Source organism: Solibacillus sp. FSL W7-1472 (assembly GCF_037969775.1).
GTDB classification, from domain to species: domain Bacteria; phylum Bacillota; class Bacilli; order Bacillales_A; family Planococcaceae; genus Solibacillus; species Solibacillus silvestris.
This window is the reverse complement of sequence record NZ_CP150208.1, coordinates 3,328,368-3,353,110: the sequence shown is the minus strand read 5'-3', so window position 1 is coordinate 3,353,110 and position 24,743 is coordinate 3,328,368. Positions and strand designations below refer to the sequence as shown.

Genomic DNA, 24,743 nt, shown 5'->3' with positions numbered 1-24,743 from the left:
ATATGCTGACACCAAGAATTAAAAGTAATTTCATGGAAGAATCCTCCTCATGTTTTAATTATCTCTTTTTTCAGTATAGCATAAATTATTTGAATGAATACTTTATTTATGACAGAAATCAGTCAAAATTGGAAAAAAATAATACTAAATTAATTTGGAGGGATTTATATGAAAAGAGAAGAAATCGTTAATGGAAATATGGCTAATACGATGGATGAGCTGAAAATTCTCGGGAAGCAAATGGAGAACTTGCGAGACGGCGGACAATTGGAAGAAGCGGAACGCATTTCAGATCCGCAGCAGTTTGATGATGAAGAGGATGAACAGCAGGAAGAGGGAAAATAAAAAAGTTAGTTTGGACATAATCCAAAGACGCCACTTTTCTCAAAGAAAAGTGGCGTCTTTTTGCTATGCATAATCCCGTAGGAAGCTTGCTTGTAGCGAAAGGCGTAGCCGTCAGCTAATGTTTTCACAGTGCGAAAGGTGAAACCGTCAGCACGAACACTCGCCCTTCATTTCAATCAATTTTATAAAATATCCGTTTCTTACTAAGTTTTTTTACTTTTTAAGTTAAATTTGAACCTCGTAGTCTTTTAATTGTTCTCGCAACGTTGCTTTTAGAAATTTGCCGACAGAAGTTTTTGGGATTTCGTTTAAAAATACAACATCATCCGGAAGCCACCACTTTGCAAACTCCAGTTCAATTGACTCGATGAGCTCCTCTTTAGATGCCGTTGCACCTTCTTTTAAAACGACACATGCCAATGGGCGCTCCTGCCACTTTGGATGGGGGACCGCAATTACGGCTGCTTCGAATACAGCAGGATGTGACATGAGGGCATTTTCAAGATCAACGGACGAAATCCATTCACCGCCCGATTTAATAAGGTCCTTTGTGCGGTCGGTAATTTTGATATAGCCTTCTTTTGTATATACCGCAATGTCACCTGTATAAAGCCAGCCATCTCGGAATGCTTCTTTTGTCCGCTCATCATTATAATATTCTGAGGCAATCCATGGACCGCGGACACGTAGTTCACCCATTGTTTTGCCATCCCATGGAACCGGACCGTTTTCGTTCACGACCTCTGTTTCAATTAGCGAAACCGTCAATCCTTGGGATACACGAATGTTTAACTGTTCATCATCTGTATAGTCGTTCATCTCACTTATAAGATGCGACATACTTACAAGCGGTGAAGTTTCCGTCATACCGTAAGCGTTGATATACGGAACACCGAGTTTTTCATTGTAAGCTTGAATTAAACCTTTCGGGGAAGCGGAACCACCAGAAATGATTAAACGGACAGAAGAGAGATCTCGTGGCTGTTTTTCCTGTTCAGAAAGTGCACCAAGCCAAATCGTTGGAACTCCAGCTGTAATCGTTACTTTCTCTTGTTCAATCAGATCCAAAACTAAGCCAGGTGTCATCATCGGTCCCGGTAAAATAATATTTGAGCCGAAATTCAATGCAGCAAACGGGAAGCCCCATGCATTTGCATGGAACATCGGTACAATCGGCAGGGCAGTGTCGCTTTCTTTAATGGCAAAGGATTCAGCAAGACCCAGTGCCAAGCTATGCAGTACGATGCTTCGATGTGTATAAACGACACCTTTTGGCATACCCGTCGTTGCTGAAGTGTAGCACATCCCAGCCGGCAAATTTTCAGCCAGATCTGTCGGAAACTCGAAATTTTCATCCGCTTCCTGAAGAAGCTGTTCGTAGCTATATACATTCGGAAAACTGGATTGAGGAGCGCTCAATTCATCACCCATGACAATAATATGCTTGACCGTTTTTAAGTGGTCTAGTGCAGGCTCGACTAATGGGAATAAGTCGCTATCAATCAATAAAATTTCATCTTCGGCATGATTAATAATATAAACAATATGTTCTGGGGCAAGTCGGATGTTAATCGTGTGTAAAACTGCACCACTGCTCGGAATCGCAAAATACGCTTCGAGATGACGATGATGATTCCAGGCAAATGTACCGACTTTTGTGCCGCGCTTCATCCCAAGTTTTGTTAGGGCATCCGCTAATCGATGTGTTCTTTTTACATAGTCATTGAATGTAATACGATGTGTCTTAGTGGGGCTTGTACGTGAGATAATTTGTTTGTTCGGGAAATACCGTTGTGCACGCTTCAAAAATTTTGTCAAAACTAGTTGTGTATCCATCATAGTTTTTCAGCTCCTCCAAGAGAATATATTATAATATATACTCCTGTATCTGGAAGATTATTCTGGTAATGGGAATATAGTAGATAATAAGTTTACTGGCCAGTAAGCATTAATAATTGATAGCGATTAATAAACGGCAAATAATTAGAATGTTATAATAAGTACAATCAAATCTAAGAGGTGAACAAAATGAATTTACACTCAACGAAAAAATTAGCCAATGGCGCAGAAATGCCTTATTTAGGATTAGGCGTTTATAAAATGACAGACCGTGATGAAACACTTGAGGCGATTGAAGCAGCGCTTGATCTAGGTTACCGTGCAATCGACACGGCAGCGCTTTATTACAATGAAGAAGAAGTAGGGGAAGCCATTCGCCATTCTTCTGTACCACGCGAGGATCTCTTTGTTACAACAAAAGTTTGGAATAGCGACCAAGGCTATGACAATACTTTACGTGCATTCGAAACATCATTAAAAAAGCTTGATATGGATTATGTGGATCTTTATTTAACACATTGGCCGGTCGAACATAAATATGTAGATACGTACCGTGCAATTGAACGCTTATATGATGAAAAACTCATCCGTGTAACGGGAGTATCAAACCATCATGAACATCATTTAAAGACAATTTTGGCAACTTGCAACGTCGAGCCAATGGTTAACCAAATCGAAGCCCACCCGTATTTAACCCAAGAACCACTACGTGCATTTTGTGAACAGCAGCAAATTGCGGTAACAGCATGGTCACCGCTTGGACGCGGAAAAGTTTTAAACGATGAAACGATTATTCGTATTGCAGATGAATATAATGTATCACCAGCTCAAATCATCTTACGTTGGCATTTGCAAAACGATGTCATCATCATTCCGAAATCTGTTACAGCTTCACGCATAAAAGAAAATAGTGAACTATATCATTTCGAATTAACGAATGAAACGATGCAGCAGTTAAATGCATTGAACCGTAATGAACGTTTTGGACAAAATCCTGATAATTTCAAGTTTGATTTCTAACATCGTTTTTACTTAGGGGGAGTGAAACTGTGTTTAAAAACTTTTCACCGAGTTTGTTTTTCTCGATGGCTGCAGTAACGATTGTAGTTGTTGCACCTTTTATTATGATTTTCCATCCGATTTTTCAGATGGAGTTTTTTCAGTATAATAACACAGCCGCTACGTTTATTCCGAATCCAATTAATTTAAGACTAGTTCTGGTGGCGTGTCTTTTTGCGATAGTGATGCTGTGGATTTTAGCGTACAGGCGTAATATAAAGGTTTATTTGATTGGCTTATTACTCTTTATATTGAGTGTTGGCATTGGTTACTTATCGACTCAAAATTATTTGTTGATTAGCCAGGAACAATTGGAGCGACATCATTTATTTGAGGAACAACAATATCGGTGGGAAGATTTCGATGAAGTTGTTTATGAATATGTCGTAGGCAGTAACAAGGGAGATATCACATTTACAACAAAAACAGGGGATCAGTTTGTCATTAAAGAAAAAGAATTGCACTCAACCGGTAAAAGCTTGATTTATCAATTTTCAAGAGCGAATGAAGTAACTTATATTGAGCGTGAAAAAAGATAGGAAAAAGGGCGTCCGTATTTTAATTACGAACGCCTCTTTTTTAGTTATCTTTCACGATGATCTGCTCGTCTAAAAACGGGTGCATAAATGCTAGCTGAATGGCGTGCAATGCATAATCACCTGACGCGGTTTCACGTGCACCGTACATTGTATCGCCAACAATCGGGTGGCCCAGATGCGCCATATGCACACGAATCTGGTGTGTACGTCCTGTCTCAAGAACAACATGGACAACACAAGTACCTTTATAGCGATTCACTACCTCGTAATGTGTCACTGCATGCTGGCCGGTAGGTGATACGACACGGCGAGTATTATGATGGCGGTCTTTACCAATACCAGCGTTGATCGTACCGCTGTCTGTACGAAGGTTGCCCTGAACTTCTGCGGCATACGTACGCACGATTGTTTTTTCTTCGATCATACGGTCGAAAATAGACTTTGCAACCGGATGCTTTGCGACAAGCAGTAAGCCGTTTGTTCCTTGATCTAAACGGTGAACATGCTCCGCGTAATGCCCGCCGTTATCCATAATATAACGCATGACATGATTCATGCATGTGTCGTTGTCAGTTGGCTCGTTTGGATGTGTCGCCATTCCTTTAGGCTTTGAAACAATAAGGCAGTGCTCGTCTTCATAGCGGATTTTTACATCGCAGCTGTCCGTTGGAGTATAGTTCGAAGCGGGAATATCAAATGCAAATTCGATTTTTGTCCCTTTTTCAAACGGCTCCTTCCACATAATGGGCTCTCCATCAATTGTTACTGCTTTAGCCATACGTAATTCGTGAACTAGCTTTTTGCCTAACCGCCATTTATCGCGCAGCAGGTCTTCTACGGTTTGTCCGTTTTCGTGAATGATATATGTGAACATTAATTTTCCTCCAAATGAAAAATCGTGCTCGTAAAGAACACGATTTAAATATAGTCTTATTTTAACACAACATCGTTAAAGAATTGACGCGTTGTTTCATCTGGTGCGTCACCTTCCAGACGGGCAACCTCTTTGCCGTCTTCGAAGTAGATAAGTGTTGGTGTTGATGTAATATTATAAGTATTCCATTCATCAAACTCAAGAATGTTTAATTGATCGACTTGAACATCAAGTTCGTCGGCAATCGGCATAAGTTTTGGAGTGTAGTTTTGGCAGTGAGAACATTCTGGACTGAAGAAATAGCCGACAACGCCTTCACCTGACTCGATTTTTTCTGCCAATGCATCTGGTAAAATGATATTTTGATAGTTTTCATCGTCCAATAAGTCGATTGTTGATTGTTTTAAGTTGTCTGTACCGTACGGATTGTTTTCTAGTTTTTCATTGTTCTTCATGTTTGTCAGGACGATAATTGCTGCGAATAATAACACAATTACTGCACCGACAATCGCTAACTTCTTCAAATTATTTCTCCCCCTTTAAAACTTTTAACATATAAAAACTAACTGCCGCAATAATAATAAAGGCAGTAAGCGCCAAAAATGGGATCGTAATGAAGCCCAGCCAGTTAATATACTGACCTGTACATGCTACACGACCACAAGCAGGTGCTGCATCTTGCATAAAAACTAACTTCTGTAGACTATAATGGTATAAAGATGTTGCCGCGCCAATTGTAGAAAAAACGGCTGTTGTTAATGCAATTTTCGCATTTTTCTGGATGTAGGCAATCGTTGAAATCAGCACAATAGGGTACATTAAAATGCGCTGGTACCAGCATAATGTACATGGTTCGTATCCTCGTATTTCAGAAAAATACAATGATCCGAGCGTTGCTGTCAACGATATAACCCAAATAATGAGCAAGGCATTTTCAAGTTTTTTGGACATAGTGCTACCTCGATATTCAAAATTTAACTTCTATCAGCAGAAGTTTTTCATATTTATTCTCATTGATTATAGTTTGAATTCGAGAAAAAGTAAATTACTACGTTTATTGATCGCTATTAAAAGGAAAGTCTATATATGGAGGGGGAGTTTTGCATGACAGATTCATTAGATATGTCCAAATTTGAAAAACCTATGATAATAAGAAATATGACTACAGAGGATATTGACTCGATACTAGAGATACAGCGTATATGTTTTCCGGGTATGGAGCCGTGGGAACGAGCGCATTTATACAGCCATTTAACGATTTTCCCTGAAGGACAAATGGTAGCCGAGCTTGATGGGAAGGTAATTGGTTCCTGCTCGAGCCTGCGCATTAACTTCGATGAATACGATGATCGTCATACATGGAATGATATTACCGACAATGGTTTTATTACTAATCACAATCCGGATGGCTATAATTTGTATGGTATTGAAGTAATGGTACACCCGGAATACCGCCGTATGAAGGTCGGTCAAAGACTATACGAGGCGCGGAAAGATCTGGCGCGAACACTTAATTTGAAATCTATCATTATTGGCGGCCGTATTCCAAACTATCATGTCCATTCGGATGAGATGAGTCCACGTGATTATGTGGATGCGGTAAGTCGCCATAAAATATATGACCCGGTGCTGACATTCCAAATGATGAACGGCTTTATTTTAATGCGTATTAATCCAAACTATTTACCGGATGATACAGCTTCAGGCAAGTATGCGACATTAATGGAATGGAACAACGTCGATTACCGACCGCTGTCCAAGCGTCATTTCAAGACAAGTTATCCAGTGCGTATTTGTGTTGTTCAATATATGATGCGCGCGATTGATTCCTTTGAGGACTTTGCGAAGCAGTGTGAATACTTTGTTGATGTCGGGTCTGATGCAGGCTCGGATTTTGTTGTCTTTCCGGAAATTTTTACGACACAGCTCATGAGTTTCTTAAATGATAAATCACCGTCTCAGGCTGTTCGTAAATTGACGAAATATACACCTGAATATATCGAACTGTTTACAAGTCTGGCGGTCCGCTACAATGTGAACATTATCGGTGGTTCGCATTTCGTTGAGGAAGAAGATGAGGAGATTTACAATATCGCCTATTTATTCAGACGTGACGGAACGATTGAAAAACAATATAAAATTCACATTACACCAAATGAACGTAAGTGGTGGGGAATCAGTAACGGCGATAAGGTCCGTGTATTTGATACCGACTGCGGCAAGATTGCCATTCAGATTTGCTATGATATCGAGTTTCCGGAACTTGCGCGTATTGCAACAGATATGGGCGCGAATATTATTTTCACACCGTTTTGTACAGAAGATCGTCATGGCTATTTACGCGTGCGCTATTGTGCACAGGCACGTGCGATCGAAAACCAGATCTACACGGTTATTTCCGGAACTGTGGGCAACTTGCCTGAAACGGAAAACATGGATATCCAATACGCACAATCGGCGATTTTTGCACCGAGCGATTTTGAATTTGCACGTGATGGGATCGTCGGAGAGACGAGTCCAAACTTGGAAATGGTACTGATCGGGGATGTCGATCTTGAAATATTGCGCCGACAACGCCAAGACGGTACTGTTAAGCATCTTAAAGACAGACGCCATGACGTATACCGCGTGGAATATTTAAAATAACGTAAAGGGAAATTCTGCTATTGTAAACGATAGCAGAATTTTTTTCATTCAAAAGTATGAGAGGGATAGCGGTGCGTACAATTTAATTGAAATGGTATGATAGAGAAAAGTGAAGTAGCAAAGGAAGAGCCAGTATGACAAAAGACCAATCTAATATTGCCATTTTAAAAGAAATTGCTGAGCTGTTAAACGAGGAAACAGAGATGATTCCGATGCTAAAGGGTGCGCTGTCGAAATTTTTAAGCGGGACAAAATTCGAAACGGGCTGGATTTTCTTTATCGATGAAAAAGGGAAATCGGAGCTTGTCGTGAAGCAGGATCTGCCGGATGCGCTGAACTATAACGAGTGCCACTATTTAAAGAAGGGCGGATGCTGGTGTGTATCACGGTTCCGCAATGAAGAGTTAAAAAAAGCTTCCAATATTATTGAATGTCAGCGCATCGAAAGTGCCATCGCAGCAAATGTAGGTGATCATAACGAAATTACCCATCATGCGACTGTACCATTGCAATCAGGTCAGGAACGCTTCGGGTTGCTCAATGTCGCTTCAAGAAATACGGTGCGCTTTTCTGATGAGGAGCTAGATTTACTTGAATCGGTTGCCTTTCAGATGGGTTCTGCGATTAAACGTATTTACCTGACAAATGAACAGCAGGAAATTGCACTTGTTCAGGAACGTAACCGGTTAGCACGTGATTTGCATGACTCTGTCAACCAGCTGCTCTTTTCGGTAACACTGACAGCCCGTGCAGGAGTTGAGATGAGTGATGAGCAGGATATTAAAGAAACGTTTAAAGATATTCAAGAGCTTACACAGGAAGCTTTGACGGAAATGCGTGCACTCATTTGGCAGCTCCGTCCAAAAGGGTTGGAAAGCGGACTGATCGAAGCGATTAAAGTGTATGCAGAAATGCTGAACCTGAAATTAACGGTCAATGTTTCGGGGGTCATTCAATTCCCGTCAAGAGTAGAGGAAACGCTTTTCCGGATTACTCAAGAAGCATTGAATAATGTACGGAAACATGCAGGTGTAAAGAATGTGGAAATATATATAAATGTGACCGCTACCGATGTATTACTCGTTGTAAACGATGCAGGCCATGGTTTTAATGTGGAGGCACATCGCCGCATACCATCAATTGGCATGCAATCAATTATTGACCGGGCACATGCAGTTGGAGGAACCGCGGATTGGGTAAGTAAAATAGGAAAAGGAACAGAATTACTTGTCCGTTTACCATACTAGGGGGGATTTGATGATACGGGTACTAATAGCAGATGACCATCATGTAGTAAGACGAGGGTTATTATTCTTTTTAAAAACCCAAAAAGATATCGAAGTTGTAGGGGAAGCGAAAAACGGATTAGAGGCAGTAGAGCTTGTTGAACAACTTTCTCCCGATATTGTTTTAATGGACCTCGTCATGCCTGAGATGGACGGCATCCAGGCAACTAAAAAAATAAAAAAGAATTGGCCGCATATTAAAGTACTGATGCTGACAAGTTTTTCGGATAAAGACCATGTGCTGCCGGCAATTGATGCAGGGGCTTCAGGCTACCAGCTAAAAGATATCGAACCGGATGATCTAGTTGAATCGATCCGGCAAATTATGCGCGGTGAAAATACGATCCATCCGGATGCGACTTCGCAATTGGAAGAAGGGCTGCGTGAAGATGAGAATAAGCCCCATATTTTAAATCCACTGACACCTAGGGAACAGGATGTATTGGCTGAACTGACAAAGGGCAAGAGCAACAGGGAGATCGCTTCTTCGTTATATGTAACGGAAAAAACGGTTAAAACCCATATATCGAATATTTTTGCGAAGCTTCATGTACAGGACCGTACTCAGGCGGCTTTATATGCAGTAAAGCATAATTTGACTGAGACGAACGAAAGCTAAATAAGGGTAAATAAATAACCGGAATTAAAAACCACACTTTCCCTACTGGAGAAAAAGTGTGGTTTTTTGTATCAATTATAGAATTTCCTCGTCTGTCGTTTCAGACGGTGGAAGTTTTGTTACTTCAATATACAAAATGTGGTGACCGTCCAGTTCAGTTACTTTGAACTGATAACCTTCTGATTCAATTATATCGCCTTCTTGAACATCAAAGCGTTGAGTCATGAACCATCCGCCGATTGTATCGATATCTTCATCTTCAATTGTTGTACCTAAAATATCATTCATTTCCTGCAATAACATTTTAGAGTCAAAGATGTAGTGGTCTTCAGCGATTTCCTGAATTTCCGGAATTTCATCTTCATCGAATTCATCTTGAATATCACCGATAATTTCCTCGATAATATCTTCAATTGTTACTAAACCGGAAGTACCGCCGTATTCATCCATTAAAATTGCGAGATGAATACGCTCATTTTGAATTTTTAATAATAAATCACTGACAGGAATTGTTTCGATTACTCGAATAACCGGTTGCATATAATCATCAACAAGCTTATCGCCATTTGCAGCATCTTTAATATAAGCTGTTAATAAATGCTTCATGTTAACAAGGCCGATGACATGGTCTTTGTCACCATCTGTAACCGGATAACGTGTATATTGTTCAATGCCCATTACTTCAAATACTTCGCGAATCGTTTGACCTCTTTCAATACTGATAATTTCAGTTCGAGGTACCATTATCTCCTTCGCTATTCGATCAGAAAACTCAAAAATACTATTAACATATTCGTATTCAGAGTGGTTAATTTCCCCACCTTTAAAGCTGTCTGATAAAATCATGCGAAGCTCTTCTTCAGAGTGTGCTTCTTCAGATTCAGAAATCATTTTTAAGCCGAAAAGCCCAGTTAATCCACGTGCCGATCCGTTTAAAGCACGGATGAATGGGTACATGATGTTATGGAACAGAATTAAAAATCCAGATAGATTTAATGTTACGGCTTCTGCTTTCTGAATAGCGAGAGTTTTTGGTGCTAATTCCCCTACGACAACGTGTATGAACGTTACGAGTGAGAAGGCAACAATAAATGAAAGAACAGTTGTGACATTACCGCTTAAGTTAAAGAACTCAAATATTGGATGAAGAATAATTTCGAAAGTCGGTTCTCCGAGCCATCCGAGTCCTAATGCCGTAATTGTAATTCCGAGCTGACAAGCAGATAAATACTCATCAAGGTTTGAAATTACTTTTTTTGCCCGGATTGCAGATTTATTTCCTTCTGCAACGAGCTGATCAATTTTTGTCGTTCTTACTTTAACTATTGCAAACTCAGTTGCAACGAAAAATGCCGTAGCGGCAATTAAGATAGCAAATGCTATCAACCTAATGGTTAGTTCGATTCCTATGTCTACGTCCAACTATATTCCCTATCTGCGGCGCAAATGAGCGTGGCAAATAAAGAGTACACCTCCTAAAAAAATTTTAATACTACAATCATAAAATATTTGCGTAAAAAAAACAATTTTCCAATTTGAAATTTGAGGAAAAAAATATTGGAGTGAAATTGGAATAGCCATTCGATAATTGAATTTTAATATTGAAGGAATAAATAATTAGTAGATGAGCGTAAATTGATAGAAAATTGAAATTACAATAGATTTATGATACTGTGAAATGGTAGATAATGATAATTTAATAGGCAGGAAAATTAGCAAACGCCAGCAATAATTTCCTGCAGCCAGCTATTAAATTATGATTAACTCGAAACGCGCATAAAAATGGGAGCATCGAAAAATTCGATTGCTCCCATTTCTTTTTATTTATTCATAAACGTGAAAGAGCATTAACTCGTGAATCATTTTCTCAAGCTGTTCTTTCTGTTCTTCAGCAGGGCTTTCCCCAAAGAATTTGATGCTTCCGTCTTTGTAATATTCAGCTACATAACGTTTCTGTTCATAGAAAAAGCGGATGGACCACCCCGGAATTTGACTGTTTTCAAATAATGGCTTATAGCTAAAATGTTGAATCATGAAACTCCCCTCCCATTTTTATCGTACAAGAAAGTAGTACATTGTTGCAATTTTTCTTTTTTGAAATTAATAATAGAACATAGACATGATGAAGAAAGAGTGAGCAAAATGGGAGAATTTATTTCGCTAATATTCCTGCTGGGTGTTGTAGGGGCTGTCGTTGGTGCAGCGACGAACTATATGGCAATCAAAATGCTGTTTAGACCTTATAAGCCAATCTACTTTAAAAAATGGAAGTTGCCATTAACACCGGGTCTGATCCCAAAACGCCGCGAGGATTTGGCTATTCAGTTAGGGAAAACCGTTACAGAATATTTACTGACACCTGAAACAATTAAGAAAAAATTTTTATCAAAGGAAATACGTGAAAATGTATTAACCTTTGCGCAAAATAAAGTGACGCAAGAAATATTTACAAATGAAAAAACGATTAATGACTGGATTCGTTTGGCAGGATTCACACAATTACCGCAAACAGTCGAAGGGAAAGTGGATGAACTTATTCACGTGCAGTTCCATAAAGTAAAAAATACGTTATCTACAAAAGCCATTCGTGAACTATTACCGAATGATTTGGAGCCTGTATTGGACCAGAAAATCGATGAGGCAGTCGTACAGATTTTGCAAAAGGGTGAAGATTATTTTCTGTCGCCGGAAGGTACGATGACAATCAAAAATATGCTGGATGACTTCTTATCGACAAAAGGTTCATTTGGCGGCATGATCCAGATGTTTTTAGGAGACTCCACATCACTCGTTGATAAAGTACAGCGTGAACTTATAAAGTTTTTAAAAGCTCCAGGAACAGCTGCACTTTTAAATCGGATTTTCACAACAGAATGGGAAAAAATTAAAAATCGCCCGGCAATGGACTTTATGAATGATGTAAACTTTGATACGATTGAAATGAGTATCCAAAGCTATGCAAAAAATGCATTGGCATTGGAGGCACGCCTGGATAAAACGATTAATGACTATTGGCCCCAAGGAAAAGACTGGGCTACAAATGATCTGCTCCCTAAAATGATGGATAAAACATTTATTGCAGCAGAAGGAAAAATCGAAGACGTACTGAAGCGACTGAATTTAGCGGAAGTCGTTCGAGAGCAAGTAGATTCTTTCCCTATCGCCAAATTAGAAGAGCTTGTACTAGGTATTATTAGTAAAGAGCTGAAATTAATCACATGGCTGGGCGGCATTATTGGTGGTCTTGTCGGGATCATTCAAGCGTTAATCGTCTTTATGACGAACTAAAAAGAGAAAGTAGGAATATTACATGATTAATATTTATGAAGATATTAATAAACTTGAAGCAACATTCCGCAAGACTGATGAGTTTCAAAATTTAAAGAACGCAGTGGAAACTGTACGTGCAGATGAGGAAGCTAAAGTATTATTCACAAACTTCCGCGATGTTCAATTAAAGATGCAGGACAAACAAAATGCTGGTGAAGAAATTACAGAAGAAGAGTATGTATTTTTACAAAAAACAGCACAGTTAGCTCAGCAAAATCCAAAAATTATTGGTATGCTGGAAGCGGAGATGGCTTTAAGTGCAGTAATTCAAGAAATTAACCGTATTATCACACAGCCAATCCAAGCAATGTACGACGGACTATAAGATTCAGGGGTCACACTATGTGTGGCTCCTTTTTATTTTGAGGATAATGAGGGCAATATCCCAATTAAATTTACTAACAATAAACATGTTTTTTTTCTTCTACCTTAATATTTGTTACAATGAGATAGATTTTTTATTTAATATCATAAGAAGGTAGAGAATAACATGAAAACGATTCATATTAATGAGCAATTCAAAGAAGACTGGACACGTGTTCTTAATCATATAGCCAATTTATTTTACGAGGATTCCGTTATTCAAATCGAGCAGGACGGTTCGGATATGTCGATTGAGTTTAACAAGTCTATCGATGAAAATTTTACGATTTCCACATTTGCCAAGCTTATCGTCGAGGGCCAGGAATATACAAGCGACTATTCGATTAAGTATTCGACAGAAGGAACGGAAAAAGAGCAAAACATCCGCATGAAGCGGGCACTGTCACATGTCATGCTTGATGTACTTGAACAATATTCCGGTATGACTCAGCAGTGGGGGATTTTAACAGGAGTACGTCCGACTAAGCTTTATCATAAATATCGTAAAGAAGGTATGAACGATGAGCAGATTGCCGCTGTACTGAAAGAGGACTACCGTATTTCAGATCAGAAAATCGCATTGATGAAGGCAATTGTTGAGCGCCAACTTACGGTTATTCCGGATTTGGACGAGCTTGGAAAAGAAATTTCTATTTATATTGGGGTTCCGTTTTGCCCGACAATGTGTGCTTATTGTACATTCCCGGCCTATGCGATCCAGTCAAATCGTAAGGCGGGTCGTGTAGAAAAATTTATCGATGGCCTGCATATCGAGTTGCGTGAAATGGGCAAATGGCTGACGGAAAAGAATATGCGCATTACTTCTATTTACTGGGGCGGGGGAACACCGACTTCAATCGAGGCACATGAAATGGATGCATTATATAAAACAATGTTTGATGCTTTCCCGAATCCAGAGTCCATTCGAGAAATTACTGTAGAAGCAGGGCGACCGGATACAATTACACCGGAAAAAATAGAAGTGCTGAAAAAATGGGGCATTGACCGCATTTCTGTAAATCCGCAAAGTTATACACAAGAAACATTGAAAGCAATCGGACGCCACCATACTGTAGAAGAAACGGTCGAGAAGTTTTGGCTATCACGCAATTCCGGTATGAATAATATCAATATGGATTTGATTATCGGCTTGCCCAACGAAGGTATCGAAGAATTCGAGCATTCATTAGCGGAATCGGCAAAAATGCAGCCTGAAAGTTTAACGGTGCATACACTTAGCTTTAAGCGAGCATCAGAAATGACGCGAAACAAAGATAAATATAAAGTAGCGGACCGCGATACAGTAGGGAAAATGATGCAGATGGCAACAGACTGGACAGCTGAAAACGGCTATGTTCCATATTACTTGTACCGCCAGAAAAATATTTTAGGAAACTTGGAAAACGTCGGCTATTGTAAACCGGAAGAAGAATCGATCTACAATATTGTCATTATGGAAGAAGTGCAAACAATTTTAGGTATCGGCTGCGGGGCTTCTTCAAAGTTCGTACATCCAACGACCGGCAAAATTACACAGTTCCATAATCCGAAAGATCCAGCAGCATATATCCTGACATTTGAAGAATCGATCGCCAAGAAAATCGCCATTTTAGATGAGCTTTATTCTTAATCGTTAGTCTTCAAACATCACCAAATAGCACAGCCAAACAATTGGTATGTGCTATTTGACTTTTTTGTGAAGAAGATTTTTATATCAGATTAAATGGACAGGTATGGTCACCCGCATGCGGAAGTAATCGATATATGGCAACATGTAAATAGTGAAATATTAGTACTGCCGAAGCGGGAACGATTGTGATCAAAGCAGATAGGGTAACATATGAAATAGATGCACAGTCAATTAGTCAATGCGAAAGGGGAAGGTGTAAATGAACTACAATAAATACACGCTAGACCGATTTGATGGGGAATACGCGATTTTTTTAAAACGCTCAAACGAAACGGAGCAGCTCCTGATCCATCATGCTGAAATTCCATCAGAGCTAAAAGAAGGCGATATTGTAAGTATTCAGGACGATGGTTTCGACTATAAGATTGAATTATTGAGAGAAGAAACGGCAAACCAAAAACAGCGTGTCAATAATCTGTTGCAGCAATTACGAAATAAAGAATAAAAGTGCTTCTCATTCTAAATTGAAGTTAACCTCGAAAAGTTTGAAAAGTCAAAAAAGTATCGGAAATTTTACGCTTTAGTATGGTAAAATATATGGGTACATATATTAATTTTAGGAGCGTAACAATGGCTATCAAAACAATTATTTTCGATTTGGATGATACATTATTATTCGATCAACTTTCGGTAAAAACGGCATTTGAAAAAACATGTGACTATGCTGCGACTAAGACAAGCGTCAACTCTCAGCAATTGGAAGAGGCGGTTAGATCAGCGGCACGCAGTCTTTATGAAAGTTACCCTACATATGACTACACAGTCTTAATCGGCATTAACCCATTTGAAGGTCTTTGGGGGACGTTTGATGATCCGACACCACAATTTCAGCAGATGAAAGAAATTGTGCCTGCGTATCGGACTGAGGCTTGGACAAAAGGTTTAGCGGCAGTCGGAATTGAAGATGCAGCATTAGGCGCAGAGCTAGGGGAGCGTTTCGTAGAGGAACGTAAAAAAGCACCGTTTTTCTATGACGATACATTTGCGGTATTGGATGAATTAAAAGGGAAATACGAGCTTGTTTTATTAACGAACGGTGCACCGAGCTTACAAAATTTAAAGTTGGAGATTACGCCGGAGATTGTACCTTATTTTGACCATATCATTATTTCAGGTGATTTTGGTAAGGGGAAACCGGATGCTTCTATTTTTGAATTTGTAATGGAAAAAGCACAGGTTACTAAAGATGAAGCGATAATGGTCGGCGATAATTTAATGACCGATATTTTAGGCTCGTCGCGTGTCGGTATGCGCAATGTATGGATTAACCGCGAAAGTAAGCCGCACAATCCGGATATTGTCCCGACATATGAAGTAACTTCGCTTACAGAATTTTTACAGTTAGTGAAAACATTATAAACTAGCGAGGCTGGGACAGAAGTAGAAATTTCATAAACTAAGGAGAAAACCTTATTAAGAAACGGATATTTTATAAAATTGATTGGAATGGAGGGCGACTCCTGCGGGAATAGCGTGACGCCTGAGACTACAGGCTCAGGCCACGCCCGCGGAAAGCGTCCCGGAATGGAAATCAATTTTTACGCTCAGCAAAAAAATGCCATTTTTCTCTAAGAGAAAAATGGCATTTCTGGGTTATGTCCCACCCTCTTTGTATTAAATGAATGAATTTTCTAAAAATTCATGCTATAATAAGTGTATGAAAGGGATGAAAGAGGTTTTTTTATGGTAAATAATAATACTTGTCGCTGTGAAAACTGCGGCCGCACAAACAACTTAGTTCAGATCAATCGGGTTACGATTGACCATCATACAGCATACCTTTGTTTGGCATGTGAACATGTGCTTCATTTACCTGAAAACAAAAAACGATTTTTCAGCCTTGTACGCAGCAAAAACAGAAAACAGGCCAATCCTGAGATGCAAAGAATACACCGTATACTGTCTGCATTTATTGCAGTTGGTGTCTTATTTTTTGTTGCGATTGCAGCATTAGGGGTAGCGCAAAGCACGGAACTTGTCACATTGCCACTTTTTGAAGCTGACTCCATGCTAATAAATGAGCACTTAAGCTTTTTACAATTAAAAGAATATCAATAAGTTAGGGACCTGTTGAAACATTCACCAGGTCCTTTTATTTATTTCCCTAACAGTTCGGAGACGGTCACAAATTCATAGCCTTGTTTTTGGAGTGTAGCGAGAATCTCATCCAATGCATCGGCAGTCGTCTGGTGAATATCATGCATTAATACGATACTGCCATTTTTTGCACCTTCTTTTACTGCAAGTACCGTTTTTTTCGGGTCACGATGCTTCCAGTCAAGTGTATCAATTGTCCACAGCACATTCGGAACATTTAATTGGTCAGTAATCGTTTCGTCATAGCTTCCATATGGCGGGCGGAAGACGGTTGCCCGTTGACCGATAGTCGATTTAATAATTGCATCGGTTGACTGGATTTGCTGCTTCATATCCTCTGGTTGCAATGTTGTCAGTTTTTCATGATTAAATGTATGATTGCCAATTTCATGGCCTGCGTTATAGACCGCTTTTAAAATTTCAGGATGTTCCTTCACCTCTTGCCCCACAACAAAAAATGTTGCCTTTGCATCGTATTTTTCTAATGTTTTTAAAATTTGTTTTGTCACTTTTGGATGGGGTCCATCATCGAAGGTTAAGGCGATTTTCTTATCGGTTGCTGGTTTAGGAGTGACTGGTTTTACCGGTTTTTCTTTTTCGACAGGCGGTGTAATCAGTCCATTGGTCAGCACATAACCTGATAATTTATCCGTTGTGACAAATGCCCAGCCTTTTAAATTTGTGAGCATTGTAACAGGGCTGTTTTTACGTAACACACCGATTTCCTGACTCGAAGAACTAGCGATTTCCCTTACAACTAAATCGGCTGAACTTTTGACTATCATTGCTTTTGAAACAGGTTTTACAAGAGCCTGCTGATTTACAAAGCCCGCAAGCTTTCCGTATTTTACGAAAACAAAGTCGGCTGTTGCAGACCCGTAAAGCTCTACAATTGTATTTAAATGGAGTTTTCCTTTAATTTCGCTCTGTAGATTATTCGTCACACGCACAAGTGGCTCTTCTTTCGCTTGTACGAGCATATATTGAGGGGATGCAGACTTTAAATATTCACTTGGAATATAGCCGATCACCGTTTTGTATTGGATTTCAGTCCATCCGTCCGCTTCTGAAAGTACGATAACGGGCGTTGCTTTTGACAAAATAATCAATTTTTTTTGTAACGTCTCATCGAACACTTCGGTCTCTTTTGTTGTAATTTTAATTTTGGCAGAAGGGGCTGCTGCATGAACACGCTCGTTATTTACTAGAGAAACACCAATGATACAGAAAACAATTAATATGAAATAAAGTATTTTTCTCAACTAAACTCTCCTTTTAGTTAAAAGTGAGCGAATAGAGTGAACTGTTGATGGGAATCGGGTAGGATTCTTCACTTTCGCCAAGTTTTATGTAAGATTTTATCCGATCGAAGTTTCAAATAATAAGAGATAAAATCATCCTTTAAACTTATGTATGCGAATAGAAAATATGTTAAAACAAAAAAACTACTGCTGAATGAAATTTCCGTTCAGCAGTAGCGGGAATAATTAAAGTGTAATGGCTTTTACTTCATCGATATTTTCAAGTTGTGCTACAAAAATTAAATCTTCTGTTGTTACTTCGTTATCAACGACAAGCATCATGACTGCAGAGCCGCCAATTTGATCGCGACCTACTTGCATTGTTGCGATATTAATATCTTTTTCGGCCAACTTAGTAGCAACACGGCCGATTGAACCTGGCTTATCTTGGTTTTTAATGTAAAGCAAGTTGCCGTTTGGAATGACATCAACCACGAAGCCTTCTACTTTAACGATGCGGGCACCAAGACCATTTAATAACGTACCAGCAACTGTATGTGTTTCTGTTTCTGTTACGATTTCAACCGTGATTAAATTTGTGAAGCCTTTAGCAGTTGTTGTTTTATGTTCATTAATTTGAATGCCAATACGCTCAGCCAAGTATCGTGCGTTTACGTCATTTACGTGAGAGCCGTGGTTCGTTGAAAGCAGTCCTTTAATGGCATTTGCCGTTAATGGACGTACATCAAAGTTTGCAACTTCACCAGCATAAGAAATATTTAATTGTTTGATGCTTTCTTCAGTAACTTGGATTAAAAACTTACCAAGCTTTTCAGCTAATGCGAAGAACGGCTCTACTTCAGCAAGCTTTTCTTTCGGAATAGATGGCATGTTTACTGGATTTGTTACAGTACCTGTTTTAAAGAATTTAATAATATCATTTGATACATCGACTGCTACTGATTCTTGTGCTTCTACTGTAGATGCACCTAAGTGAGGTGTTGCAATCACCTGTGGCAAAGTTAATAGTTTATGGTCTGTTGCAGGCTCTTGTACGAATACATCAAGTGCGGCACCTGCTACTTTGCCTTCAACAATCGCGTCGTATAGATCATCTTCGTTAATGATTCCGCCGCGAGCACAGTTGATAATACGTACACCGTCTTTCATAATGGCAAAACGTTCTTTGTTAATGATATTACGTGTTTCAGGTAAAAGTGGTGTATGAACCGTTACAAAGTCTGCTGCTGCACATACTTCGTCGACAGTACCTTTTGTAATACCTAATTCTTTTGCACGTTCTTCAGTTAAAAATGGGTCATAGGCAATTACGTCCATACGTTGACCTTTTGCACGGTAAGCCACTTCGGCACCGATACGGCCCATTCCGATAACACCTAATGTTTTGTTTTTAAGTTCAACCCCAACATAAGACTTACGATCCCATTTTCCATTTTTTAATGTATTGAATGCTTGTGGTATAAAGCGGGCAAGAGATGTCATCATTGCAATTGTATGCTCAGCCGCAGAGTTCGTGTTCCCGTCTGGAGCGTTTACAACAATAATTCCGTGCTCTGTTGCGGCATTTAAATCGATGTTATCAACACCGACACCCGCACGCCCGATTAATTTCAGGTTTTTCGCTGCTTCAATGACTTCGCGTGTAACCGTTGTTTGAGAGCGGACAAGTAATACATCCACATCCGCAATACGAGCGATTAATTGTTCAGGTGCCAGCCCTGTATCAACAATGATATTTAAATCTAATTCTGTTTCTTGACGAAGCGGAAAAATACCGTCATCACTTAATGGATCTGCAATAAATACGTTAATTGTTTTTGTCGCCTTTTCGATTAATTGTGTCGCTGTCATAATAATCTCTCCTTAAAATTCACTATTATTTTTAAAAATCTATACAAAAAAAGCCTTCCGTCCCTTACGAATAACGTAAGGGGCGAAAGGCATTCAATAAACAAATCGCGGTACCACCCTTATTCGTTGCCGACTAATAGAAAAAATAGTCATACAACCTTATCAATATGCGTAACGTGCATGGGACGGAATAACTTACTTGGGGTTTTCGGCTATTCTATTCAAGAGTGGAACGTATTTAGTGTATACACTGGTTCACACCGACCACCAGCTCTCTTTGCTATACAAAACTAAACAGTATGTCTCTATCACAATAGTTTGTCGTTTTTAAATTTGATAACATCATAAACCCGATTGTTCATCTTTGTCAACGAAATTTTCAAAATTAATAAATAATTAGTGAATTAATGAGCTAATATGTGGTTGTTTTACGAACTATATTCAAATTTATTAATATTAATGTTCGTAATTTAGGAAAAGTATGAAAGCGCTAACGATATTGATTTGAAGGGATTTGTTTGAATTTACAGAAAAATTATGATTCAGCGCATTCATCGGAAAATAACGGTTTTACTATTTCGCTAAAATTTTGCCTTAATTTAAATTTTCGGTGCTTTAAAGAAAAATTATTAGAAGGGGAAATAAAAAATAACACGAAATTGTATAACAGGTGCACTGACAAAGGGGGAGTAGAAATGCATTATGATGCAATTGTTATCGGAGCAGGGCTGGCAGGGTTAACTGCAGTTTGTCAGCTTATAGATGCGCAAAAAAAGGTATTGCTTGTTGATCAGGAGCCCGAAAATTCAATCGGGGGTCAGGCATTTTGGTCATTTGGGGGACTATTTTTAGTAGATACTCCTGAACAGAGGAGGTTAGGTATAAAAGACAGTAAGGAGCTCGCATGGCAAGATTGGCGCGGCTCTGCTGGATTCGACCGATTAGAGGATGAGGATTACTGGGCATATGAATGGGCAAAGGCCTATGTAGATTTTGCAGCGGGAGAAAAATATCAATGGCTAAAATTACAGGGCATTCAATTTTTCCCGGTTGTTGGCTGGGCGGAGCGTGGGGGTGCTTTAGCAGGCGGGCATGGGAATTCGGTTCCTCGGTTTCATATCGTTTGGGGTACTGGGCCCGCAATTGTAGAAGCTTTTGCGAGTAAAGTATTACAAGCTTCGGAAAGCGGTCTAATCGATTACTTGCCGCGCCACCAAGTAACGGATTTATTGACGGAGGATGGGGCGGTAACTGGTATTCAAGGTAATATTTTAGAAAACTGTATCATTCGCCGCGGGGAAGAAAGTTCCAGAGAAGTCATTGGCACATTTGAATATACGGCAGATGCAGTCGTAGTGGCTAGTGGTGGAATCGGAGCTAATTTAGAACTTGTCAAAGAAAATTGGCCATCACGACTAGGACTGCCACCAAAAAATATGGTGTCTGGCGTACCTGCATTTGTCGACGGGAAAATGCTCGAAATTACCGAGCGAGCAGGCGGGCGGATCGTCAATCGAGACCGTATGTGGCATTATACGGAAGGCTTAAAAAACTGGGATCCAATATGGAAAAACCATGGAATACGTATATTGCCCGGACCGTCATCGATGTGGTTTGATGCAAGAGGAGACCGATTTAAAGCTCCAAATTTTCCTGGATTTGATACACTCAGCACACTCGAAGCAATCCAAAAAACCGGTTATGATTATTCCTGGTTTATTTTGACGGAAAAAATAATCGAAAAAGAATTTGCATTATCCGGTTCTGAGCAAAATATGGATTTGACAAATAAAAGTATAAAGGACGTGCTGAAGCGTGTTTTACCTGGGCCGCCTAAAGCTGTTCAGGCATTCAAAGAAAACGGAGAAGACTTTGTCATTGCAGATAGTTTAAAAGATTTAGTCGATGGTATGAACAAACTGGCAGGCAATGACATGCTTGATTTTATGCACATTAAAGAGCAAATCTTGGCGCGCGACCGTGAAATCGAAAATCCCTTTTCAAAAGATGCACAAATCAATGCATTGCATGGAGCGAGAAACTATATAGGGGATAAATTGATTCGTGCTGCCTCACCTCATAAAATCTTGGACCCGAAAGCCGGGCCGTTAATTGCGGTACGTTTAAATATCCTTACACGAAAAACGTTAGGAGGATTACAAACCAACTTAAACGGGCAAGTACTAAATGATGAGGGCAACCCTGTTCAAGGCCTCTTTGCAGCAGGGGAAGTCAGTGGCTTTGGCGGGGGCGGCGTACATGGTTACCGTTCATTGGAAGGAACATTTTTAGGCGGTTGCTTATTTACAGGAATGAAGGTCGGTAAATATTTAGGCACTTTAAAGCCTGTACCGAACAAAGCGAAAGCGATAGAAGTATGAAAAATAAAGGAGATATGAAGGCATTTGTCGAAATGAATGATTATTCATAAATAAGGGGTGTATACAATTGAACTTTGAAACAATTAACTTGGAAATTGCGGAGCGAAAAGCAACATTAACATTAAATCGCCCGAATGCTATGAATGCAATGGATTTTACAATGATGCGAGAGCTGGCGGATTGCTTTGAATCGCTACATAATGAAACGGATGTTCAAATTCTTATCATTAGAGGAGAGGGGAGAGTCTTCTCAGCGGGTGGCGATGTTAAAATGATGGTATCATCAGACGACTTTTCTGATTTTGGAACGATTATGGAAGACATTTCACGTTTAGTGAAGGCTTACTATACACTTCCGATGATTACGATTGCACAAATTCATGGTGCTGCAGCTGGTTTAGGCTTCAGCCTGGCACTAGGAAGCGATATCATTGTTGCGGAGCAATCGAGTAAATTAGCGATGAACTTTATTGGAATCGGTTTGGTTCCGGACGGTGCTGGACACTTCTTTATGAAGGAACGTCTAGGGACACCAAAAGCGAAGCAAATGATATGGGAAGGAAAAGTGTTAAACGGGAATGAAGCGTTAGCATTAGGACTCATTGATTATAACGTGGAAGATGGTCAGGCATCTGTAACAGTGGATCAACTTGTAGGTAAGCTGCTGGCATCACCGATTTTGGCGATGATTGAAACAAAGCAGATTTTGCATAATTCGAATTTGCCTCATTTAGAGAAAGTTTTGGAAGGCGAATCTGCAGGGCAAGTGAAAATGCGCCAAACACAGGACCATATAGAAGGAATTCAGGCATTTGTCGGAAAGAGAATGCCGCAATTTGAAGGAAAATAGATACATGTCGGAGGAAGCTAGTGAAACATCGCTGGCTCCTCCTTTTTTATTGGGCTATAAAATATTTACTGTACAACATTACCGAATGCTTATATGATAGGGAAAGACGAAAAATGGAGGTACCTTCATGGACCAAATTTGGCTATCAAATAACCGGCGACAAATTGTGCACAATGTGTATTGTCCCAATATAAATGATGCGATTGCAATTTGCGAAATTGAACTAAAACAGCTAGATCAGGAACAGAGTAATTATTTGGAAGTGCCTTTTGAGCAATATCATGAAATACATGCACATTTTAATAATAGCGATATTATTAAACAAGGTGCTTTCACATATGAGCAAGTCCGTCATATATTAGATGCTGGTAATATCCACAATCTAGTAATTGATGAAAGAGGTTGTATCGATTTTAAGAAAGAAATAATCGGAATGAGTACCGCAATTTCTTTCGCCCAAAGTAAATGGAATGGTGCAGAACGAAGTACCGCAGTTGAAAATGCAGTTCTGACAGGTCTAACAGTAATAGGAGAACCGTTTGCTGAAGAAATAATCGAAAAGCAAATTGATAATCTGAATATTGTGGACCATATTGAGCTGGATGAAGGTATTGCTAGTGCAGTAAAGAAAAACGGTGCAAAGGCAGTAGTGAAGAGGATGGCTAGTACGGCGACGAAAAAGGCGATGTACAGCTCTGTGATCGCTAAAAAAGCCATCACATTACTAAATGCAAATGTTGTAACAGGAGCCATCGTAACAGGTGTCATGTCGAGCGTCGATATTGTCCGTGCGATTAAAAATCAGATGTCCCCGGCACAACTATTTAAAAATATTTCCAAAACAGCTGCAAGTGTTGCAGGGAGTATTATTGGTTTAATCGTTGGCGGAGGAATCGGCTTATCGATTCCGAATGTTAGTACAACGGTCATCAGTTTAATAGGCGGGATCATAGGTCTTATTATAGGGAGTATATTGACGACAACTCTTGTCAAAAAAGTACTTGATCTATTTATAAAAGATGATGCTGTTAAAATGCTGGAAATTTTTAATGAGGAGCTTATCAATTTAGTAGAGCAATATTTATTGAATGAAAAAGAGCTTCAACTAGTGTTAAGCGATTTTAATGAAATGTATAATATGCAGGAAGAGTTTCGGAAGATGTATGCAACAGAGGATCGTGTTGCCTATGCTAGAACTATGATCGAAAAGGAATTGAATCGTATCGTTCGGCTGCGCATGTATTTGCAAGTGCCAACAAATGAAGAACTATATGAGGCAATAAAACGTTTAGTATAAAAAAGAGGTGCCCTGAATTTCAGGGCACCTTCTCATTTACCCCAAATTAACGGGGAGTAATTTAGTATTCTAGATAGCACAGCGGCAGAGGAAGGACCCCCGCCGCACCAATTGAAGTTACGCTTTATGTACGTTTTTAAACGTGGAATAAAATTAATTTACCAGATGAATTTACTAGTCGGTGAGTTTTTTCAGCAATACCTTTTTCTTCGATTTGCTTTTGACCTTCGATTTTTGCTGCGTCATCGTTTGCGAAATTCCACACTTCATCAAATAATGTTTCCCCAGTTTTTTCAAATGCAGTAAAACGATAATTCTCCATTTAAACCACCCTTTATAAGCAAGATAATATAATTATACTAGAAATTTTCCGATAATTCACGAAGCAGCTAACATAATTCAAGAAATATTTGCA

At 39.4% G+C, this 24,743-nt stretch carries 24 protein-coding genes; 15 read left to right on the top strand and 9 right to left on the bottom strand.

What is annotated here, in order from left to right:
* The first annotated feature begins 168 nt into the window (after positions 1 to 168).
* Positions 169 to 345 carry a hypothetical protein gene (locus MKY07_RS16755; RefSeq protein WP_008406499.1) on the top strand — a complete coding sequence of 59 codons (177 nt, stop codon included), beginning with the start codon at positions 169 to 171 and terminating at the stop codon, positions 343 to 345.
* A gap of 225 nt (positions 346 to 570) precedes the next feature.
* Here MKY07_RS16755 and MKY07_RS16750 read toward each other — a convergent pair whose 3' ends face one another.
* Positions 571 to 2,184 carry a long-chain fatty acid--CoA ligase gene (locus MKY07_RS16750; protein ID WP_339263214.1) on the bottom strand — a complete coding sequence of 538 codons (1,614 nt, stop codon included), beginning with the start codon at positions 2,182 to 2,184 and terminating at the stop codon, positions 571 to 573.
* 189 nt (positions 2,185 to 2,373) lie between these two features.
* On the opposite strand from MKY07_RS16750, the gene MKY07_RS16745 reads away from it, so the two are divergent.
* Positions 2,374 to 3,204 carry an aldo/keto reductase gene (locus tag MKY07_RS16745; protein WP_339263213.1) on the top strand — a complete coding sequence of 277 codons (831 nt, stop codon included), beginning with the start codon at positions 2,374 to 2,376 and terminating at the stop codon, positions 3,202 to 3,204.
* Positions 3,205 to 3,233: 29 nt separating this feature from the next.
* Positions 3,234 to 3,782, top strand: coding sequence for an acyl dehydratase (locus MKY07_RS16740; protein WP_339263212.1), 549 nt, complete (start codon positions 3,234 to 3,236; stop codon positions 3,780 to 3,782).
* 40 nt (positions 3,783 to 3,822) lie between these two features.
* Here the strand turns inward: MKY07_RS16740 and MKY07_RS16735 are convergent, their stop codons facing one another.
* From MKY07_RS16735 to MKY07_RS16725, 3 genes are read right to left on the bottom strand one after another with little or no spacing between them, the layout of a single operon-like run.
* Positions 3,823 to 4,656 carry an RluA family pseudouridine synthase gene (locus tag MKY07_RS16735; protein WP_008406495.1) on the bottom strand — a complete coding sequence of 278 codons (834 nt, stop codon included), beginning with the start codon at positions 4,654 to 4,656 and terminating at the stop codon, positions 3,823 to 3,825.
* 56 nt (positions 4,657 to 4,712) lie between these two features.
* Positions 4,713 to 5,180 carry a thioredoxin family protein gene (locus MKY07_RS16730; protein ID WP_008406494.1) on the bottom strand — a complete coding sequence of 156 codons (468 nt, stop codon included), beginning with the start codon at positions 5,178 to 5,180 and terminating at the stop codon, positions 4,713 to 4,715.
* Position 5,181: 1 nt separating this feature from the next.
* On the bottom strand, positions 5,182 to 5,607 hold the full coding sequence (locus MKY07_RS16725) for a disulfide oxidoreductase (protein WP_339263211.1): 426 nt from the start codon (positions 5,605 to 5,607) through the stop codon (positions 5,182 to 5,184).
* A 153-nt stretch (positions 5,608 to 5,760) separates the two neighbouring features.
* Here MKY07_RS16725 and MKY07_RS16720 point away from each other — a divergent pair, with 153 nt between their 5' ends.
* The 3 genes from MKY07_RS16720 (at position 5,761) to MKY07_RS16710 (ending at position 9,207) form a co-directional block, all read left to right on the top strand.
* Positions 5,761 to 7,302, top strand: coding sequence for a bifunctional GNAT family N-acetyltransferase/carbon-nitrogen hydrolase family protein (locus MKY07_RS16720; protein ID WP_008406492.1), 1,542 nt, complete (start codon positions 5,761 to 5,763; stop codon positions 7,300 to 7,302).
* Positions 7,303 to 7,436: 134 nt separating this feature from the next.
* Positions 7,437 to 8,549: a GAF domain-containing sensor histidine kinase gene (locus MKY07_RS16715; RefSeq protein ID WP_008406491.1), complete on the top strand. Its 1,113-nt coding sequence runs from the start codon at positions 7,437 to 7,439 to the stop codon at positions 8,547 to 8,549.
* A gap of 10 nt (positions 8,550 to 8,559) precedes the next feature.
* The gene (locus MKY07_RS16710) at positions 8,560 to 9,207 is read left to right on the top strand and encodes a response regulator transcription factor (protein WP_008406490.1); all 648 of its coding nucleotides are present in this window, start codon (positions 8,560 to 8,562) and stop codon (positions 9,205 to 9,207) included.
* A gap of 75 nt (positions 9,208 to 9,282) precedes the next feature.
* On the opposite strand, the gene MKY07_RS16705 is transcribed toward MKY07_RS16710, so the two are convergent.
* Together MKY07_RS16705 and MKY07_RS16700 are read right to left on the bottom strand one after the other, a co-directional pair.
* Positions 9,283 to 10,593 carry a hemolysin family protein gene (locus MKY07_RS16705; RefSeq protein ID WP_173364530.1) on the bottom strand — a complete coding sequence of 437 codons (1,311 nt, stop codon included), beginning with the start codon at positions 10,591 to 10,593 and terminating at the stop codon, positions 9,283 to 9,285.
* A gap of 438 nt (positions 10,594 to 11,031) precedes the next feature.
* A complete protein-coding gene (locus MKY07_RS16700) occupies positions 11,032 to 11,241 on the bottom strand; it encodes a YheE family protein (RefSeq protein WP_008406488.1) in 210 nt (69 codons plus the stop codon).
* A 108-nt stretch (positions 11,242 to 11,349) separates the two neighbouring features.
* Between MKY07_RS16700 and MKY07_RS16695 the strand changes: the two genes are divergently transcribed.
* The 6 genes from MKY07_RS16695 (at position 11,350) to MKY07_RS16670 (ending at position 16,648) form a co-directional block, all read left to right on the top strand.
* On the top strand, positions 11,350 to 12,495 hold the full coding sequence (locus tag MKY07_RS16695) for a DUF445 family protein (RefSeq protein WP_339263210.1): 1,146 nt from the start codon (positions 11,350 to 11,352) through the stop codon (positions 12,493 to 12,495).
* 22 nt (positions 12,496 to 12,517) lie between these two features.
* Positions 12,518 to 12,862: a YlbF family regulator gene (locus MKY07_RS16690; RefSeq protein WP_008406486.1), complete on the top strand. Its 345-nt coding sequence runs from the start codon at positions 12,518 to 12,520 to the stop codon at positions 12,860 to 12,862.
* Between the two features lie 165 nt (positions 12,863 to 13,027).
* The gene (locus tag MKY07_RS16685; RefSeq protein WP_014822733.1) at positions 13,028 to 14,530 is read left to right on the top strand and encodes a coproporphyrinogen III oxidase; all 1,503 of its coding nucleotides are present in this window, start codon (positions 13,028 to 13,030) and stop codon (positions 14,528 to 14,530) included.
* Between the two features lie 259 nt (positions 14,531 to 14,789).
* Positions 14,790 to 15,035 (top strand): DUF3006 domain-containing protein, encoded by a 246-nt coding sequence (locus MKY07_RS16680; RefSeq protein WP_008406484.1) that lies wholly within the window; start codon positions 14,790 to 14,792, stop codon positions 15,033 to 15,035.
* Positions 15,036 to 15,160: 125 nt separating this feature from the next.
* Positions 15,161 to 15,949, top strand: a complete 789-nt coding sequence (locus MKY07_RS16675; RefSeq protein ID WP_339263209.1) for an HAD family hydrolase — start codon at positions 15,161 to 15,163, stop codon at positions 15,947 to 15,949.
* A gap of 324 nt (positions 15,950 to 16,273) precedes the next feature.
* Positions 16,274 to 16,648 carry a DNA polymerase III subunit delta gene (locus MKY07_RS16670; protein ID WP_339263208.1) on the top strand — a complete coding sequence of 125 codons (375 nt, stop codon included), beginning with the start codon at positions 16,274 to 16,276 and terminating at the stop codon, positions 16,646 to 16,648.
* Positions 16,649 to 16,686: 38 nt separating this feature from the next.
* Here the strand turns inward: MKY07_RS16670 and MKY07_RS16665 are convergent, their stop codons facing one another.
* Both MKY07_RS16665 and serA read right to left on the bottom strand, forming a co-directional pair.
* On the bottom strand, positions 16,687 to 17,949 hold the full coding sequence (locus MKY07_RS16665; protein ID WP_339263207.1) for a polysaccharide deacetylase family protein: 1,263 nt from the start codon (positions 17,947 to 17,949) through the stop codon (positions 16,687 to 16,689).
* Positions 17,950 to 18,174: 225 nt separating this feature from the next.
* Positions 18,175 to 19,800 (bottom strand): phosphoglycerate dehydrogenase, encoded by a 1,626-nt coding sequence (gene serA, locus MKY07_RS16660; protein ID WP_008406480.1) that lies wholly within the window; start codon positions 19,798 to 19,800, stop codon positions 18,175 to 18,177.
* 695 nt (positions 19,801 to 20,495) lie between these two features.
* Here serA and MKY07_RS16655 point away from each other — a divergent pair.
* The 3 genes from MKY07_RS16655 to MKY07_RS16645 all read left to right on the top strand — a co-directional run bounded on the left by MKY07_RS16655 (position 20,496) and on the right by MKY07_RS16645 (position 24,328).
* Positions 20,496 to 22,181, top strand: coding sequence for an FAD-binding dehydrogenase (locus MKY07_RS16655; protein ID WP_065216707.1), 1,686 nt, complete (start codon positions 20,496 to 20,498; stop codon positions 22,179 to 22,181).
* 67 nt (positions 22,182 to 22,248) lie between these two features.
* Positions 22,249 to 23,031: an enoyl-CoA hydratase gene (locus MKY07_RS16650; RefSeq protein ID WP_339263206.1), complete on the top strand. Its 783-nt coding sequence runs from the start codon at positions 22,249 to 22,251 to the stop codon at positions 23,029 to 23,031.
* A gap of 127 nt (positions 23,032 to 23,158) precedes the next feature.
* A complete protein-coding gene (locus tag MKY07_RS16645; protein WP_339263205.1) occupies positions 23,159 to 24,328 on the top strand; it encodes a hypothetical protein in 1,170 nt (389 codons plus the stop codon).
* A 136-nt stretch (positions 24,329 to 24,464) separates the two neighbouring features.
* On the opposite strand, the gene MKY07_RS16640 is transcribed toward MKY07_RS16645, so the two are convergent.
* Positions 24,465 to 24,650, bottom strand: a complete 186-nt coding sequence (locus tag MKY07_RS16640; protein ID WP_008406474.1) for a YhzD family protein — start codon at positions 24,648 to 24,650, stop codon at positions 24,465 to 24,467.
* Positions 24,651 to 24,743: the final 93 nt, after the last annotated feature.

Coding starts and splice junctions, on each gene's coding strand:
- MKY07_RS16645 (WP_339263205.1), top strand. CDS start 23,159: ATGGACCAAATTTGGCTATCAAATAACCGGCGACAAATTGTGCACAAT.
- MKY07_RS16655 (WP_065216707.1), top strand. CDS start 20,496: ATGCATTATGATGCAATTGTTATCGGAGCAGGGCTGGCAGGGTTAACT.
- MKY07_RS16715 (WP_008406491.1), top strand. CDS start 7,437: ATGACAAAAGACCAATCTAATATTGCCATTTTAAAAGAAATTGCTGAG.
- MKY07_RS16745 (WP_339263213.1), top strand. CDS start 2,374: ATGAATTTACACTCAACGAAAAAATTAGCCAATGGCGCAGAAATGCCT.
- MKY07_RS16690 (WP_008406486.1), top strand. CDS start 12,518: ATGATTAATATTTATGAAGATATTAATAAACTTGAAGCAACATTCCGC.
- MKY07_RS16755 (WP_008406499.1), top strand. CDS start 169: ATGAAAAGAGAAGAAATCGTTAATGGAAATATGGCTAATACGATGGAT.
- serA (WP_008406480.1), bottom strand. CDS start 19,800: ATGACAGCGACACAATTAATCGAAAAGGCGACAAAAACAATTAACGTA.
- MKY07_RS16680 (WP_008406484.1), top strand. CDS start 14,790: ATGAACTACAATAAATACACGCTAGACCGATTTGATGGGGAATACGCG.
- MKY07_RS16720 (WP_008406492.1), top strand. CDS start 5,761: ATGACAGATTCATTAGATATGTCCAAATTTGAAAAACCTATGATAATA.
- MKY07_RS16685 (WP_014822733.1), top strand. CDS start 13,028: ATGAAAACGATTCATATTAATGAGCAATTCAAAGAAGACTGGACACGT.
- MKY07_RS16640 (WP_008406474.1), bottom strand. CDS start 24,650: ATGGAGAATTATCGTTTTACTGCATTTGAAAAAACTGGGGAAACATTA.
- MKY07_RS16725 (WP_339263211.1), bottom strand. CDS start 5,607: ATGTCCAAAAAACTTGAAAATGCCTTGCTCATTATTTGGGTTATATCG.
- MKY07_RS16700 (WP_008406488.1), bottom strand. CDS start 11,241: ATGATTCAACATTTTAGCTATAAGCCATTATTTGAAAACAGTCAAATT.
- MKY07_RS16735 (WP_008406495.1), bottom strand. CDS start 4,656: ATGTTCACATATATCATTCACGAAAACGGACAAACCGTAGAAGACCTG.
- MKY07_RS16670 (WP_339263208.1), top strand. CDS start 16,274: ATGGTAAATAATAATACTTGTCGCTGTGAAAACTGCGGCCGCACAAAC.
- MKY07_RS16750 (WP_339263214.1), bottom strand. CDS start 2,184: ATGATGGATACACAACTAGTTTTGACAAAATTTTTGAAGCGTGCACAA.
- MKY07_RS16710 (WP_008406490.1), top strand. CDS start 8,560: ATGATACGGGTACTAATAGCAGATGACCATCATGTAGTAAGACGAGGG.
- MKY07_RS16695 (WP_339263210.1), top strand. CDS start 11,350: ATGGGAGAATTTATTTCGCTAATATTCCTGCTGGGTGTTGTAGGGGCT.
- MKY07_RS16675 (WP_339263209.1), top strand. CDS start 15,161: ATGGCTATCAAAACAATTATTTTCGATTTGGATGATACATTATTATTC.